The organism is Candidatus Beckwithbacteria bacterium (genome assembly GCA_026397255.1).
Classification (GTDB): Bacteria; Patescibacteriota; Microgenomatia; order UBA1400; family CG1-02-47-37; genus JAPLVF01.
On the sequence record JAPLVF010000012.1, the window covers coordinates 1 to 12,125 of the forward strand.

General features: G+C 46.4%; 16 protein-coding genes. 3 read left to right on the forward strand and 13 right to left on the reverse strand.

Annotated elements, in window-relative coordinates:
- Positions 1-4: 4 nt before the first annotated feature.
- Positions 5-1,105, reverse strand: coding sequence for a tRNA (adenosine(37)-N6)-threonylcarbamoyltransferase complex transferase subunit TsaD (gene tsaD / locus NTZ93_02380; GenBank protein MCX6816683.1), 1,101 nt, complete (start codon positions 1,103-1,105; stop codon positions 5-7).
- A 129-nt stretch (positions 1,106-1,234) separates the two neighbouring features.
- Here tsaD and NTZ93_02385 point away from each other — a divergent pair, with 129 nt between their 5' ends.
- A complete protein-coding gene (locus NTZ93_02385) occupies positions 1,235-1,612 on the forward strand; it encodes an HIT domain-containing protein (GenBank protein MCX6816684.1) in 378 nt (125 codons plus the stop codon).
- Positions 1,613-1,949: 337 nt separating this feature from the next.
- Positions 1,950-2,306, forward strand: coding sequence for a hypothetical protein (locus NTZ93_02390; protein MCX6816685.1), 357 nt, complete (start codon positions 1,950-1,952; stop codon positions 2,304-2,306).
- Here NTZ93_02390 and NTZ93_02395 read toward each other — a convergent pair.
- Genes NTZ93_02395 through NTZ93_02450 form a run of 12 tightly spaced genes read right to left on the reverse strand, consistent with a single transcriptional unit; the run spans position 2,284 to position 11,577 of the window.
- Complete coding sequence (locus NTZ93_02395) at positions 2,284-4,794, reverse strand: SH3 domain-containing protein (protein ID MCX6816686.1); 2,511 nt, start codon at positions 4,792-4,794, stop codon at positions 2,284-2,286. The two genes, NTZ93_02390 and NTZ93_02395, sit on opposite strands and share 23 nt — an antisense overlap.
- Before the next feature lie 7 nt (positions 4,795-4,801).
- The gene (locus NTZ93_02400; GenBank protein MCX6816687.1) at positions 4,802-4,984 is read right to left on the reverse strand and encodes a twin-arginine translocase TatA/TatE family subunit; all 183 of its coding nucleotides are present in this window, start codon (positions 4,982-4,984) and stop codon (positions 4,802-4,804) included.
- Positions 4,985-4,990: 6 nt separating this feature from the next.
- Entirely contained in the window at positions 4,991-5,158 is a 168-nt protein-coding gene (locus tag NTZ93_02405) for a twin-arginine translocase TatA/TatE family subunit (protein MCX6816688.1), read from the reverse strand.
- A 21-nt stretch (positions 5,159-5,179) separates the two neighbouring features.
- The gene (gene tatA, locus NTZ93_02410) at positions 5,180-5,335 is read right to left on the reverse strand and encodes a twin-arginine translocase TatA/TatE family subunit (protein ID MCX6816689.1); all 156 of its coding nucleotides are present in this window, start codon (positions 5,333-5,335) and stop codon (positions 5,180-5,182) included.
- Between the two features lie 3 nt (positions 5,336-5,338).
- Positions 5,339-5,515, reverse strand: coding sequence for a twin-arginine translocase TatA/TatE family subunit (tatA, locus tag NTZ93_02415; GenBank protein ID MCX6816690.1), 177 nt, complete (start codon positions 5,513-5,515; stop codon positions 5,339-5,341).
- A 3-nt stretch (positions 5,516-5,518) separates the two neighbouring features.
- Positions 5,519-6,235 (reverse strand): twin-arginine translocase subunit TatC, encoded by a 717-nt coding sequence (locus NTZ93_02420; protein MCX6816691.1) that lies wholly within the window; start codon positions 6,233-6,235, stop codon positions 5,519-5,521.
- 6 nt (positions 6,236-6,241) lie between these two features.
- The gene (locus tag NTZ93_02425; protein MCX6816692.1) at positions 6,242-7,537 is read right to left on the reverse strand and encodes a right-handed parallel beta-helix repeat-containing protein; all 1,296 of its coding nucleotides are present in this window, start codon (positions 7,535-7,537) and stop codon (positions 6,242-6,244) included.
- Positions 7,538-7,545: 8 nt separating this feature from the next.
- Entirely contained in the window at positions 7,546-8,364 is an 819-nt protein-coding gene (locus NTZ93_02430) for a hypothetical protein (protein ID MCX6816693.1), read from the reverse strand.
- Positions 8,361-8,591, reverse strand: a complete 231-nt coding sequence (locus NTZ93_02435) for a hypothetical protein (protein MCX6816694.1) — start codon at positions 8,589-8,591, stop codon at positions 8,361-8,363. The genes NTZ93_02430 and NTZ93_02435 overlap by 4 nt, the downstream gene beginning before the upstream one ends.
- Entirely contained in the window at positions 8,578-8,760 is a 183-nt protein-coding gene (locus NTZ93_02440) for a hypothetical protein (protein MCX6816695.1), read from the reverse strand. Before NTZ93_02440 ends, NTZ93_02435 begins: the two co-directional genes overlap by 14 nt.
- A 6-nt stretch (positions 8,761-8,766) precedes the next feature.
- Entirely contained in the window at positions 8,767-9,129 is a 363-nt protein-coding gene (locus NTZ93_02445) for a hypothetical protein (GenBank protein ID MCX6816696.1), read from the reverse strand.
- Positions 9,130-9,141: 12 nt separating this feature from the next.
- Positions 9,142-11,577 carry a hypothetical protein gene (locus tag NTZ93_02450; protein ID MCX6816697.1) on the reverse strand — a complete coding sequence of 812 codons (2,436 nt, stop codon included), beginning with the start codon at positions 11,575-11,577 and terminating at the stop codon, positions 9,142-9,144.
- Positions 11,578-11,672: 95 nt separating this feature from the next.
- Between NTZ93_02450 and NTZ93_02455 the strand changes: the two genes are divergently transcribed.
- Positions 11,673-12,125: AAA family ATPase (locus NTZ93_02455; protein MCX6816698.1), on the forward strand; the 453-nt coding region annotated here is incomplete at its 3' end.

The following is a 12,125-nucleotide window of genomic DNA, read 5'->3' on the forward strand; positions in this document are numbered from 1 at the left end:
GACACTAAAAATTTAAGTTGGGTTGGCGGTCAAGTGTGCTGATGTCTTTAACAAAGTCTTTTTTTAAGAATTTATAATAAGCCGGAATACAAATCATGGCGGCGTTGTCAGTAAAAAGCTTCTTATTTTTGGGCAAATAAAGCGGCAGATTGACGCTTTGGCGGATTTGGCGGCGAAAATAAAGGTTGGAGAGGACGCCGCCGCCGAGAAGAAGGGAAGCAGGGTAATAGTGGTCGATGGCAAAGATGAGTTTGGTGGTTAGGCTTTTGGCAATAGCTTGTTGGAAAGAAGCGCAGAGATCGTAAACGAATTTCACTTCCGAGGATTTCACACCCGGTGTGTGAACATCTTTCACACCGGGTGTGTTTCTTTTCTGAATAATATACATGGCGGCGGTTTTTAAGCCGGAGAAAGAAAAGTTTAGATCATTGGAGTGTTGGAGAGGAACAGGAAGTTTGATAGCGTCGGGATTACCAAGCTTGGCCAATTCTTCAATAATCGGGCCGCCGGGGTAGCCGAGTTGCAGCATTTTAGCCAGTTTGTCTAAGGCTTCGCCGGCGGCATCGTCGAGAGTTTGACCTAAGAGTTGGTAGTGGCCGATGGATTTCACCAGCACCAGTTCGGTATGCCCGCCGGAAACAATCAGCCCGATAGCCGGAAATATGTAAGGTACGGTACCTGTCATATTTGCCAGACAGGAAAGCAGGTGGCCTTCGAGGTGGTTGACAGCAATTAAAGGTTTATTTAGTTTTTGGGCCAAGTTTTTGGCAAAATTAACACCGACTTCTAAGGCTGGAGCAAGGCCGGGGCCGACCGTCACGGCGACGGCATCAATTCCAGTAAGGTCTGTCCTTTTTGAATTCTTTTCAGGTTGCTGACGCAACTTGAGTCCTTTAAGGACAGACCTTTTCAGGGCTTCAGTTACCACAAATTCAATTTTTTCCAGGTGGGCACGCTTGGCTAAGTGGGGGACAACGCCGCCGTATTTGGCATGGATGTTAATCTGGGAAGAAATGACATTACTTAAAATCTGGCGTCCGTAGGAAACGGCGGCGCAGGTTTCATCGCAGGAAGTGTCGATGGCGAGAATTAAAGGCGGTTTCATCAAAGAATTATAGCATTTGGCGACTCGACAAACTCGTCTATGTCGTCCTCACGCGTGCCCGAAGGGCAACATGATTGCGGGCGCCAATCCGAATTTGTCTGCGTCGCCTCTTTTTGCTATTATTTAAGTATGACTGACTGTATTTTTTGTAAAATTGTGGCCGGGGAAATTCCGTCATATAAAATTTACGAAGATAAAGATTTTTTGGCGTTTCTGGATATTTTCCCAAAAACCGAAGGCCATACTTTAGTGATTCCCAAAAAGCACGTTCAGTATGTCTGGGATTATGACAATTTAGGTAAATATTTTGAAACTGTGGGTAAGATTGCCAGACATTTGCGGGAAAAAAGTAAGGAAGAAATAGTTAAGTTGGTGGTTTGGGGTTGGGAAGTACCGCATGCTCACATTCACTTAATGCCGGGGAAAACGGATAAATTTGATGGCAGAAAGCTTAACCCGGGGGAACTTCAGGATTTGTTAAAGAAATATCGTTTTAACAGTTTTTAATAGTGGTAAAGATTGGTAAATTCAAGACAGAATAGTTTTGGACCTATTATATTATAAGTTTTTGATAAATTTATTACAGGATTTAATCAGACTGATTTTAGTCAATGGATTGGGACTTTAAAGAAGAAATGCGTGAAAACTGATATTTTCTGTATGTACAGATTGAATAATGAGTAATAATTGTGTTCATTGACTTAATTTTGGTAAAAATGGCTTTGGTTAATCTTGGTTTTTTATTAGTAATTTTATCGTTTTTTGGATATTTACGAGTTATATTTTATAGGCTGGTAAAAGATTGGAAAAAGACAAAAGTAAAAATTTAGGCTATGATGTAGATATGTTGACGCTGTGGATGTTGATTCTACCAATGATAGTGTGGTTCGTCGAGCTGGTTTTGCCGTTTCCGGCGCTAATCGAAGAAGCAGCCAAAGCGTTGGTGATTTACCGTAGTAGTAGCTTACGGCAGGCCTTTGGCTTGGGTTTGGTTTTTGGGTTTAGCGAGGCGATTTTGTTTTTGGTTAATGCCAACTTATTGCAAAACATGAGCGCTATATTTTGGCGTTTGTTATTAACTATGCCGATGCATGGGATCACGGCGGCGATGATTGTAGTGTTTGGAAAGCGGTATTGGTGGTTGGGGTTAATGCTGGCGATACTGACGCACTACTTATTTAATCTAAAAATTGCGAGCTGACCCACCAGGATTGATTGGCGTCATTGGGGCCAAAATCGATACGTGACCAATCATCGCTTTTGGAAAAAACGAAAACATCAATGCTGGTTTTGACGGTCATAATTACCGGTGCAGCGGAGCTAGGTTTACTTCTGATATTAACACTGCTGTTTTCCGGAACGGTCAGGCGGCTGGGAATGCTTTCCCCCAGGACTTCTTTTTCATTTTTAATATTTATATTCTGGTTTTTAGGGGAAGCCGATGGGGAGGCGGGCGACCCGCCTACGCCTGACGGCTGCGGCGAGGCAAGGGGGGAGGCGAGCTCTGGCGAGGGCTCTGGCGGCATTAGTTGCTGAATTTGGGCCGGGGCGGCCCTGGATTTAAGTAAAAGTTGAGTAATTGTGGCAGTGGCAACTGAGGTGAAAATAATAATAATTGGAATGACGGCAGGGCTGGTCCAAAAGGAGTGTTTGGGAGTAATTTCAGGAGTGGTTATTTTGAGTTTAGGCCGCCGCCGGCTCAGTTGGCGCATATAGATAGTTAAAAAGACAAAGCTGGCAATGACAATCAGCAGAATACCCCAGACGGCTACGGTCTGCACTCCGCCGACAAAGCCGAAGATTGAGCCGGTGCCCGAAGCTTCCGCGACCAGGTCCTGGAGCCGAGTCATATTGGCGTTGACGCCATTAAGTTCGAGCCGGGCTTCACGAAAGGCCCGGATCCGGTTCTCCGGAGTGATGGCTTTTTTTTGCGCCATGAGGATTTTATCTAAAGTGACTTCGATTTGGGATTTAAGCACAGTTCCCTGGCTGAAATAGCTGGTTTTTTCAATGGGGCGCAGCAGTTCAGCGGCCTGTTTTCTGATCGTTTCCAGTTCAGCCGGGGCGAGTTGCCAAATATCCTGCACTTCGACAAAGACAAGCTTGGTTTCCTCTGGTTTAAGTTCATAAGAACCGGTGACGTATAAAGCATCTTCAACCGCGTCATACTGGGTATTTAAGGAGGGGTCAAGAGTAACAATATCCTCGGTTTTTAATTCCCGGGGCAGATAAAATTTCAAAGGAACGGTTTGGCTGATAATAGTACTGGGATTGGTAATGACGGCTCGAAAGATAATACTGCCTTCTTCCAGCCAAAGCGAGCGGATAGGAGTTCCGACCGCCTGTGCCAGCATTTGTTGATTTAACCCCAGGAGGGCCTGAAGGTTGAAGACAATGTTTTTAAGGTTTAATTTTTGATTTGAGCTGATTTTGGTTGGTTTGGTCAGATTGGCGCCGCCGGGGTATTGATTGAGGGCCAGCAGGCGATCGCGGGTGTTGTTTACGGTTTGTGACAGAATGTTTTCACCTTGGCCATCCCAGTTTTCCAAAATAACCGCCAATTTTTGTCTTTCTGTTTCCAGAACAACGTTACGTTCGCTCACTTGGGCCAGATAACCGTACAGAGTGGTGTTATTACTGACACTGGTAATGTCACCCACATCAGCCTCGAGATTATTAAGGTATTCTAAGCTATTTAATAAAGCAGAAGGAGCTAGTTTTGGTTTGGAAACAGCCGCGCTGGTTAGCAAAGGAGCGAGAGAGAGATTGAAGTTGACAGCGGATTGATTAAGTAAGGCGATAATCGGCGCGTTCCAGCCGGCAGTCAGGCTGGTTAAAGGCGGATAATTTTGAAACAAAGAAGAGAGCGAGGTAATTTCCTGGGTGATGGCGTTTTGGCTCAATTGGCCCCATTTGCTGTTTAAAACTAACAGACGGGATTTGGCGCTCTTGACCGTGTCATAAAGGGCATTGGCCTGAGTTTGGCTTTCTTTCAGCTTAACGTTTAAGTTGGGGATTACCTGATTTTCTTCCAATGACAAAGAGACTATCGGTGCGTTGACCAATTTTTCCAGTAATTCCCGTTGCTTAGTTTGTTCCGTGGTGATGACGGTTAAGGTTTGGGCCGGGCCGGTGGTGGCGGTCGTGCTACTGCTCCAAATATTGGCCACCAAGTCACCGAAAGAGGTAAGCGAGCGGGAGGAACTATTCCAAACATCAGCGGCAAGAGAGCCGAAACCGGTCAGGGAGCGGGAAGTAGAGGCCCAGATATCAGTAATCAGGGAACCATAGCCGGTTAAGGTCCGGGAAGTATAATTCCAAATGTCTGCAGAAGTCAGGGTGGCGCTGGGGCTGGCAGTGACTTCAAATGATTTATCAATACAAAGATATTCGGCAGTGGGAGTCGTACAGCAGAGGTTGGTGCGGTACAGTCCGGTGGTGGTGCCGATGGTGGCTTCATAAGCATACCAGGCATCAGCGGAGCCGGTGGCAATATTTCCTGTTAAAAAATTGCCTCCGTCAGGATATTTAATGGTGGCGGAACAGGTGGCGGTGGTTATTGGTTGATATTGGTCGTCATACAAAAACTCGCCGATGGTGCAGGTAGAGGAGGTGAAACACTGTTGGTAATTAGCGGCTGAGGCCGGAGTAGCGAAGAGGAAAAAGGTGAGGGCAAGTAGGTAGGGCATGGCTAACCTAGGCCTTTTTTGGTCTGGATTTTTTTACTTGCGGTTGATCATCATCCTTAAGTGCGTGGCGGAATTCTTGAGTGGCACGGTGGATGCCCCGGGCGAGTTCCGGTAGTTTATTGCCGCCAAAAAAAAGCATTAAAACTAAGGCGATGATGATGATTTCGCCCAAGCCTATATTGTTAAACATAGGCGGTTACTCCTTGTCTTTAATGGCTGTTTTTAGGTCTTTAGCGGCTTTTTTAATTTCAACCTTGGATTGCCCCAGATTTTTACCCATTTTGGGGAGAAATTTAGCGCCAAAGAGTATTACCAAGACTGCCACAATGATTATAATCTCGGTTGTTCCCAGATTACTGAACATATTTTAATCCTCCTTTCTATTTTATTTATCTTCTTTATTTTCTTTACTGGCCTTTCTGAATTCTTTGATTGATTGGCCAATACCGCGCATCAATTCCGGAATTTTCTTGCCTCCGAAAAGGACTAAAATGATGACGGCAATTACGATGATTTCTGTGGTACCGATGTTTTTAAACATTAATTATTCACCTCCTTCATCGTCTTTTAAAGACTTTTGCAGGTCTTGTTTGGCTTTTTTCAGTTCTTTGACGGATTGACCTAGGCCCCGTGCCAGCTCGGGAAGCTTTTTGCTGCCAAAGAGAACCAGGAGAACTAGAGCAATGACGATGATTTCACCTGTCCCTAGATTTTTAAACATTGATTATTCTTTAATAATTAATGATTGGTTCAATAATAACGTCAGCTCAAAAAGAAGTAAAGGGGGAATTGTTAAGACAATTAGAGAGAAAATGTCATTTGGGGGCAACAAGGCAACAAAGACAAGAATAGCCGTATAAATATATTTCCGGGATTTTTTTAGGGTCCGGGACTGGATCAATTTGAGTTGGAGCAGGGCAGAAAGGACAATCGGCAGCTGAAAAACCAAAGCCATTAAGATACCGGTAGTGATAATTTGGGAGAAGAAACTACTGATATCCCACAGGTTTTTGATCGAGAATTCCTGTGTTACTTGGGCGTAGAGGGTGATAATGAGTTGGATAATCCAGGCGCCGAAAAGAAAACCGGCCACAAACAGAACTAAACTTAAGGGATAAAGGCGTTTTAGAAGAAAATACTCTTTGGCTTTCAGCGCCGGTTTGACAAAGGTAATCAGATAATAACCTAATAGGGGGAGAGAAAAAATCAGCCCGATAAGCAAGCCGGTGTTTATGGCTAAATCAATAAATTGATAGGGCGAAGTCAGCATGATATTGATGCCTTCCAGTTTAAAAATACGCATAATGAAGTTGATGATTTTTTGATAGTACATAAAGCCGATTATGCCGGTGGTAAAAAATACCAGCAGGACATGGAAAAGCTTGCCTTGGATTTCCTTGAGATAGGGAAGGTATTTGGCAATGGCTTGATCTTTGTCCATAGCTTTTTATCTGAGCGAGGCCAGGGTGGCCTTGGTTTTGATATCTTTGAGGATTTTAGCGGCCGTTCCAACAGTGGCGTGGCCGGCAATCACTTCATCCCAGACAGTGTCGGCAATTTCCGTTGGCGAAGCGCCACCTGCCTGGGTTTCAATAAAGGTGCTGGTGCCCAGATCCCGGGTGGAGCCGGCGGTATTACCGGAAAAAGTGTGGTTTAGTCGAACGCCGGTGCGGGTGACTCCGCTGCCGATGTCGATGCCATAACCGGAATTATTGTAAATCAAGTTATTTTCAAAAATGTTATCAGCCACACCCGAACCGGACAGGTCAATGCCGTCACTATTGCCGGTAATGATACATTGTTTGATACTGGCTAAGGTAGTCGTAGGGCCGATATTAATACCATTAGCAGTGCAGTTTTCAATGGCACAGGTGGCAATTTGGGTCCGGGAGCTGGAAGATAAATCAATGCCGTGGCCGCTGGTTGATTTAATCCAGCAGCCTTCAATTAGGGTGTTATCGCCGGTAATGGTAATCGCGTTGTCAGTCCCGCTCGTAGCCGTGGTGATATAAAAGCCGGAGATTTCCACGTTGTCCGCTCCGACCGTAAGCGTCGGAGTTCCGGGGGAGGTGGGGACTAACTGAAAAGAATAACCGGCACCCCGAAGCTTAAGATTATTTTTAGTAATATTTAATTTTTCCGTGACCGTAGTGATACCGCCGGTAGCCGTGGCTAAGGCAAAAATAATATCGCCGGTACCGCCAGAGGCCAAAGTTTGGGCTTTGGCAAACGAAGCCACGGCCTTAGCCGGGGTTAAACCGTCATTACCGTCACTGCCGGAAGTGGGATTCCAGTAATAAATACCGCCGATGGATTTACTCCGGCCGGTGAGCGATTCCAAGAGATAGAGAGTAGCATAATCGGTGCTGGACTGGATGATTGTCGGGGAAGAGGATTGGGCAATAACCACCTGGGTAAAAGCGGTGGGTTTGATCGGGTTATTACTGTATTGGTTGATGGCGACTAAGTTGCCGCCGGAAACCGTGCACAGAACGGTGTCCGGGCCGTTTCTGGCCTCAAAAGCAATCCGCCAGTCATTGATTAGTTCCAAAGTGATCCCCACGTACGAGCTGCCGCCCAAGGGTTGTTTGCCGTAAGCGTTGGCAATCGTTCCGTAATCCAGGTTAATGGGTTTTTCTTCGTAGAGCCGGATTTGATTAAGTAAATCCTGGGCAGTGACCACGGTTTGGGGTGAATCGACCTGAATGACCCGCTCGGTTTTGAAAAATGTCAGTGTGGCCATACTATATATTATAGTTCCTGAAAAACCGAAACTGACAATATTGGGATGGGTGATTTACCCTTGTATTGGTAACCAATATCCTGGGCGACTTTGATTGCCAGGCAGTTTGACGGTATTTTTTTAAAATTAATGGTTTGGGGCAGATGGGGCATTTCCGTTTGCGTAAAAGATTGATTTTTATGGTCTAATTGGAAATAGATTGTGTTCATGGAGAGGTGAGGCGGTAATTTTTCCAGATTGAAACCGGAAAGATTAATGATTTTCGACCGGCCATAAAGGAATTGATGGAAGTTGATGGGAATCAAGCCCCGGTCAAATAAAGCGACGAAACAACCAATGTCTTCGGCGACGATTATGCTGAATTCCCTGGGAAATAACTTTGGTTGCGGGTGATTGGTTAAATCTTCCAGTAAGTGGCGGTTAACCAGATGAATTTTATTGCTTTTATCCCGGCAGAAAAAAACTAGGCTGTGGTTATACCTAAAAATTGGGGTTAAATGATATTGTTTAAAGATGGGATTGGTTTGGTTAACTTCCAAAATGTTCGGGTCATTGGGGATAAAAGCTTTTAAGAGGGGATTATAAATTCGCAGGCCGATATTTCTGATGAACGTGACCGATAAATTGTCTTCCGGAGAACAAACCAGCCGGATTTGGTTGGGTTTTAAAGTGAGGGTGGAGGGTGTTTTCAGGCCGGAGTAAAAAATGCTGGCACCGGCGGCGGTGTTGGTTTTCACTTGAATTTCGCCGACGAAAGTTAACAAATAGTCGTTGATGCGCTTTAAGTCTGTTTGGGGTTGGGTTGTCTTAATGAAATAATCATTCATTTGGCGGTTTTTTTTAACTCATCGGCGGTTTTAATGTCATTTTGCAGGACTTTAATCATATTGGTTATCCGCGTCATTTCTTTTTTTTCTTTGCTAATCGCTTCGTTAAAGACCCTGATGTTTTTTTTGATTTTTTGGATATACTTTTTTAAATCAGTAACGCCGTAGCGGCGGACTTCTTTAAGATTATCTAATTCTTTTTTGGTTAAGGGTCTACTGATTGGCATCGATAATGGCAATGATTTGCCAGAGTCGTTCAATTTCTTTTTCTTCATTAGTAATTTGGTCCTGAAACAATTTAATATTTTTGCGCCGGTGGCTGACTTCGGCTTCGAGGCTAGTTTTGTCATAGCGCAGGGCTTCAGCTTTGGTGACCGGAAGGGTGAGGTCGGTCATCTTCGGTTAACCCCAAAAGTGTTTCTTTCTGGACAGTTCGGCTTTTTCTAGCTGGCTTTTGCTGATGAACTTCCCGTCTTGAGTGCGGGTAATGCGGGTGGGTGGAGTCGGGGCTTCCGCTTGAATGGTTTTGGGTTTTTGGGGTGGGTTCTTTTTGGCAAACAAACCTTTTTTCAGGGATTTTTCTGTTTTTTTTTGACTGGCCAGCAATTCTTCCTGCTGTTGCTGTTTTAAATAACGATCGATGGTTTTCTTGAGTTTAGTTTCGGATGCTTCCCTGAAAACGACAATGCCGGCGCTATTACGGGCAATATAAACAAGGTGATCGCCGTTTAATGATTGGGACAGTTCAAAACGTTTATAAATCATAGTTTAGTTAATTTATTGGAATATAGTATCGGTGGTTCTGATGACGCTGACATTGGTGGGGTTGGCGCCGACGACGCTCGAGTCCTGTTCGAACGGCAGAATGTTGCCGGCCTGCCGGGCGCGGACCCGGATATAAATGTCCGCATCAGTGGCCGAATGGGTAATGGTAATCGCTTCCGAACCGGGCGTACCTTGAGAACCGGTGGTTTCGTAAGCGTCGATAAACGGCACGTACCAATAATCCTGCGGGCTGGTGGTCGTGGCCACCGGTAAGCAGTTGAATTTAATGTTGTCAGTTGATGTTTGGCCGGTAATTGCCGGAGAAATAGTCACATTGTTGGCATCGACAATGGCGGTGACGTAACTAACGGCATTAGACCGGGTGACGTTCATTACTAGATCGCCGACCAAGCTGGCGGTGCCGATGCCGGTTTTAGTAATGTTAGTGGTGGTAGTGCCGGCGTCAGCCGAAGCCACGTTCGTGTAGGCCAGAGTGAAAGTGGTAGTGGTCCAGCTGGAGAACCGCATTCGGTATTCGGTAGTGGCGCTGGCGTCCACCAGACGAATGATGCCGCCGGTGGCTTTACCGGGTGAATCGGTGGTAATTGTACTACCCATAACCGCGGTTGTGGTTGCTTGGGTTTGGACAGTGGCGGCGTACTCGCTTTTATTAATGTCTCCGCCGGAACCGGTTAACCTAAAAACAGCGACTTTGTCCGCCGCGCGGGTATTACTGACGGTAATCGTGGCTTTGGTGGGAGCGACGCGGACAGTGCCGTTGTCATCAACCAACTGGAAGTTATTGGCGTCAGAGGTTTGATAATCGGTTAACACTACGCCCGGAGCGCAGAAGAACTTGCCGCCGGCAAAGGTGCCGAACGGTGCGGCGGCGATTGGCGTGACCGCCGAAGCTTCGCTATTGGGCGTAAACGAACCGGCGGCAGTGTCGTCAGTAACCAGGTTAGTGGTATTGAACGTCCCCCGGGAGTTTCTTAAAATGACAATTTTATCTGTGGTGTTGACTTCGACGATGGTGCCTTTGGCGCCGGAGGTTGCCTGGGTGCAGGTGTTGCCTTCGGTAAACGTACCGGAAATTGAACCGGAATAGCGTAAGCGGTAATCGGAACCAATGTAAAATTGGCCCTGGATGCTGTCGGTGTTGGTGGTGCCGGTTTCGCCGCGGCGGGTAGTATATTTGGAGTGCTGGTAAACATTAGGCAGGGAATTTTGGTTGCAGTCGATGACAATGGAGTAGTTTTCCGGCGTGCCGTTTTCGTCAATATCATAGCTACCGCCGTCAGAAAGACTACCGTGGGTGACCGTCGGGGCAGTCCCTAAAGCGGCCGGTCCGGCGGCCGCGGGCGTACCGGCGGTACAGGCGGCGCTGGAACCGGCGCCGGTGACCGACGTATCCCCGTTTTGGAAATTGGTGATTGGGTCGCCGATGAGATAATAAGTCAGAATGGGCGAGCCGGAAGTACCGCCAACAGCCGTGACCACGCCTTTTTTAGTGGTGGTGGCTTTAGAGATCACTTCGCCGGCGGTAAACGTGCCGGTTCCGGCTGAGCCGGTAAAGGTCCAGAAGCCGGTTTGGTTGTCCAAATCATTGCCGGTTTGAAGAGGAATCGGGTTTCTTCCGCCGTTGGTTAAGTCCACCACATAATAGGAATAGGTTTTCGAGTACTGCCGGGCCAAAACCGTAATGTAACCTTCGTCGGTTTCCACGCCTAACTCTTTAATATTAATCAAAATATCGATGTGGCCGTCAGCCCACCAGTCAGTGGTATCTTTGTAGGCAATGAGAAGAGGGGAGCTTCCGGTTGGATTTTGTTGGATATAGATGTGGGTATTGGCTTCGATCGTGCCTAAAGTGTAGATGTTGGACCATAAGGATTCGCCGGCCGAGGCGGTTGAGGTCCAGGTAGCGGTGTGAGTGTTGCAGGTCAAAGTGCCGGCGTCGTCAAAGTCGTTAGTGGCGGCAGTACTGTCCGGCCGGACCCACAGAATACTGCCGGCGCCGGTGCCTTTAACATCCAATAAGGTGCCGGTATTAGTGCCGGTGGTAATGTCGAGACCGATATCGTCGCTAATGATATTCGTGTTGCTACAGATGATCTTGAGGATACCGGTATTAGTGCCGGTGGCCCGCTGCCAGGAAGCGGTTTTTAAGGCGCCGCCGGTTAAGTGTTCGACTGTGGTGCGGTCGATAAACCAGGGGTCTTTATCACCGGCGTCAATAATACCAATCGTGTACTCGGTCGGGGTCTGGGCGGACATGGGCACGCCATCGTCCATCTGGGTCAACTCGTCAAACAGATCCTGGAGAGCGGAGTAAAGCTGATTAACGGTTCTTGTTCCGGTAGCCGAGCCGGTCCAAACAATGCGCTTTTGTCGGTTTTCAGCGCCGTAATATACTGTAAAATCGCCACTTAAAATTGTATCAGACATAGCAGGCTATATTATTCAGTATAGGTGCCGTGTAAATGACATGTCAAGTAGTAGTTCTTGACATATGTTTTAATAATAGTTACACTTTTATTAAAATGAAGTTATATAAAAGGAAAATACTTGCCCGAATTCAAAAGTTGATTGGCAAGGAAAAGGGACTGGTTTTACAGGGTGCCCGCCGGGTAGGCAAGACCGCAATTTTACAGTATCTTCAGGATGGGCTAAACCGACAAGGCAAAAGGACAGTTTATTACGATTTAGCTTATCCGGATGTTTTGGCTAACTTAAGCCGGGGAGCGCCGGCTTTGACCGCTGACCTAACTAGTAAAGGTTATGCCAATGAAGAGGTTTACGTTTTAATTGACGATCTGCAGCAGCTTAAGCAGCGCGATTTGTTTTTAGGAAGCATCCTTGAACTTAATAAAAATATTCACTTAATTGCCGCGTCAGCGGTACGAGTGAAGCCGCCGCCACCGCTAAAGGTGTTAGAGGTGTCAGCGTTATCATTTAGTGAGTTTTTGGAGTTTAAAGCATTAGAATCAGCGCAG

What these genes read in the sequence shown, in the direction of transcription:
- tsaD (MCX6816683.1), bottom strand. Translation starts at nt 1,105, where the DNA reads ATGAAACCGCCTTTAATTCTCGCCATCGACACTTCCTGCGATGAAACC.
- NTZ93_02385 (MCX6816684.1), top strand. Translation starts at nt 1,235, where the DNA reads ATGACTGACTGTATTTTTTGTAAAATTGTGGCCGGGGAAATTCCGTCA.
- NTZ93_02390 (MCX6816685.1), top strand. Translation starts at nt 1,950, where the DNA reads ATGTTGACGCTGTGGATGTTGATTCTACCAATGATAGTGTGGTTCGTC.
- NTZ93_02395 (MCX6816686.1), bottom strand. Translation starts at nt 4,794, where the DNA reads ATGCCCTACCTACTTGCCCTCACCTTTTTCCTCTTCGCTACTCCGGCC.
- NTZ93_02400 (MCX6816687.1), bottom strand. Translation starts at nt 4,984, where the DNA reads ATGTTTAACAATATAGGCTTGGGCGAAATCATCATCATCGCCTTAGTT.
- NTZ93_02405 (MCX6816688.1), bottom strand. Translation starts at nt 5,158, where the DNA reads ATGTTCAGTAATCTGGGAACAACCGAGATTATAATCATTGTGGCAGTC.
- tatA (MCX6816689.1), bottom strand. Translation starts at nt 5,335, where the DNA reads ATGTTTAAAAACATCGGTACCACAGAAATCATCGTAATTGCCGTCATC.
- tatA (MCX6816690.1), bottom strand. Translation starts at nt 5,515, where the DNA reads ATGTTTAAAAATCTAGGGACAGGTGAAATCATCGTCATTGCTCTAGTT.
- NTZ93_02420 (MCX6816691.1), bottom strand. Translation starts at nt 6,235, where the DNA reads ATGGACAAAGATCAAGCCATTGCCAAATACCTTCCCTATCTCAAGGAA.
- NTZ93_02425 (MCX6816692.1), bottom strand. Translation starts at nt 7,537, where the DNA reads ATGGCCACACTGACATTTTTCAAAACCGAGCGGGTCATTCAGGTCGAT.
- NTZ93_02430 (MCX6816693.1), bottom strand. Translation starts at nt 8,364, where the DNA reads ATGAATGATTATTTCATTAAGACAACCCAACCCCAAACAGACTTAAAG.
- NTZ93_02435 (MCX6816694.1), bottom strand. Translation starts at nt 8,591, where the DNA reads ATGCCAATCAGTAGACCCTTAACCAAAAAAGAATTAGATAATCTTAAA.
- NTZ93_02440 (MCX6816695.1), bottom strand. Translation starts at nt 8,760, where the DNA reads ATGACCGACCTCACCCTTCCGGTCACCAAAGCTGAAGCCCTGCGCTAT.
- NTZ93_02445 (MCX6816696.1), bottom strand. Translation starts at nt 9,129, where the DNA reads ATGATTTATAAACGTTTTGAACTGTCCCAATCATTAAACGGCGATCAC.
- NTZ93_02450 (MCX6816697.1), bottom strand. Translation starts at nt 11,577, where the DNA reads ATGTCTGATACAATTTTAAGTGGCGATTTTACAGTATATTACGGCGCT.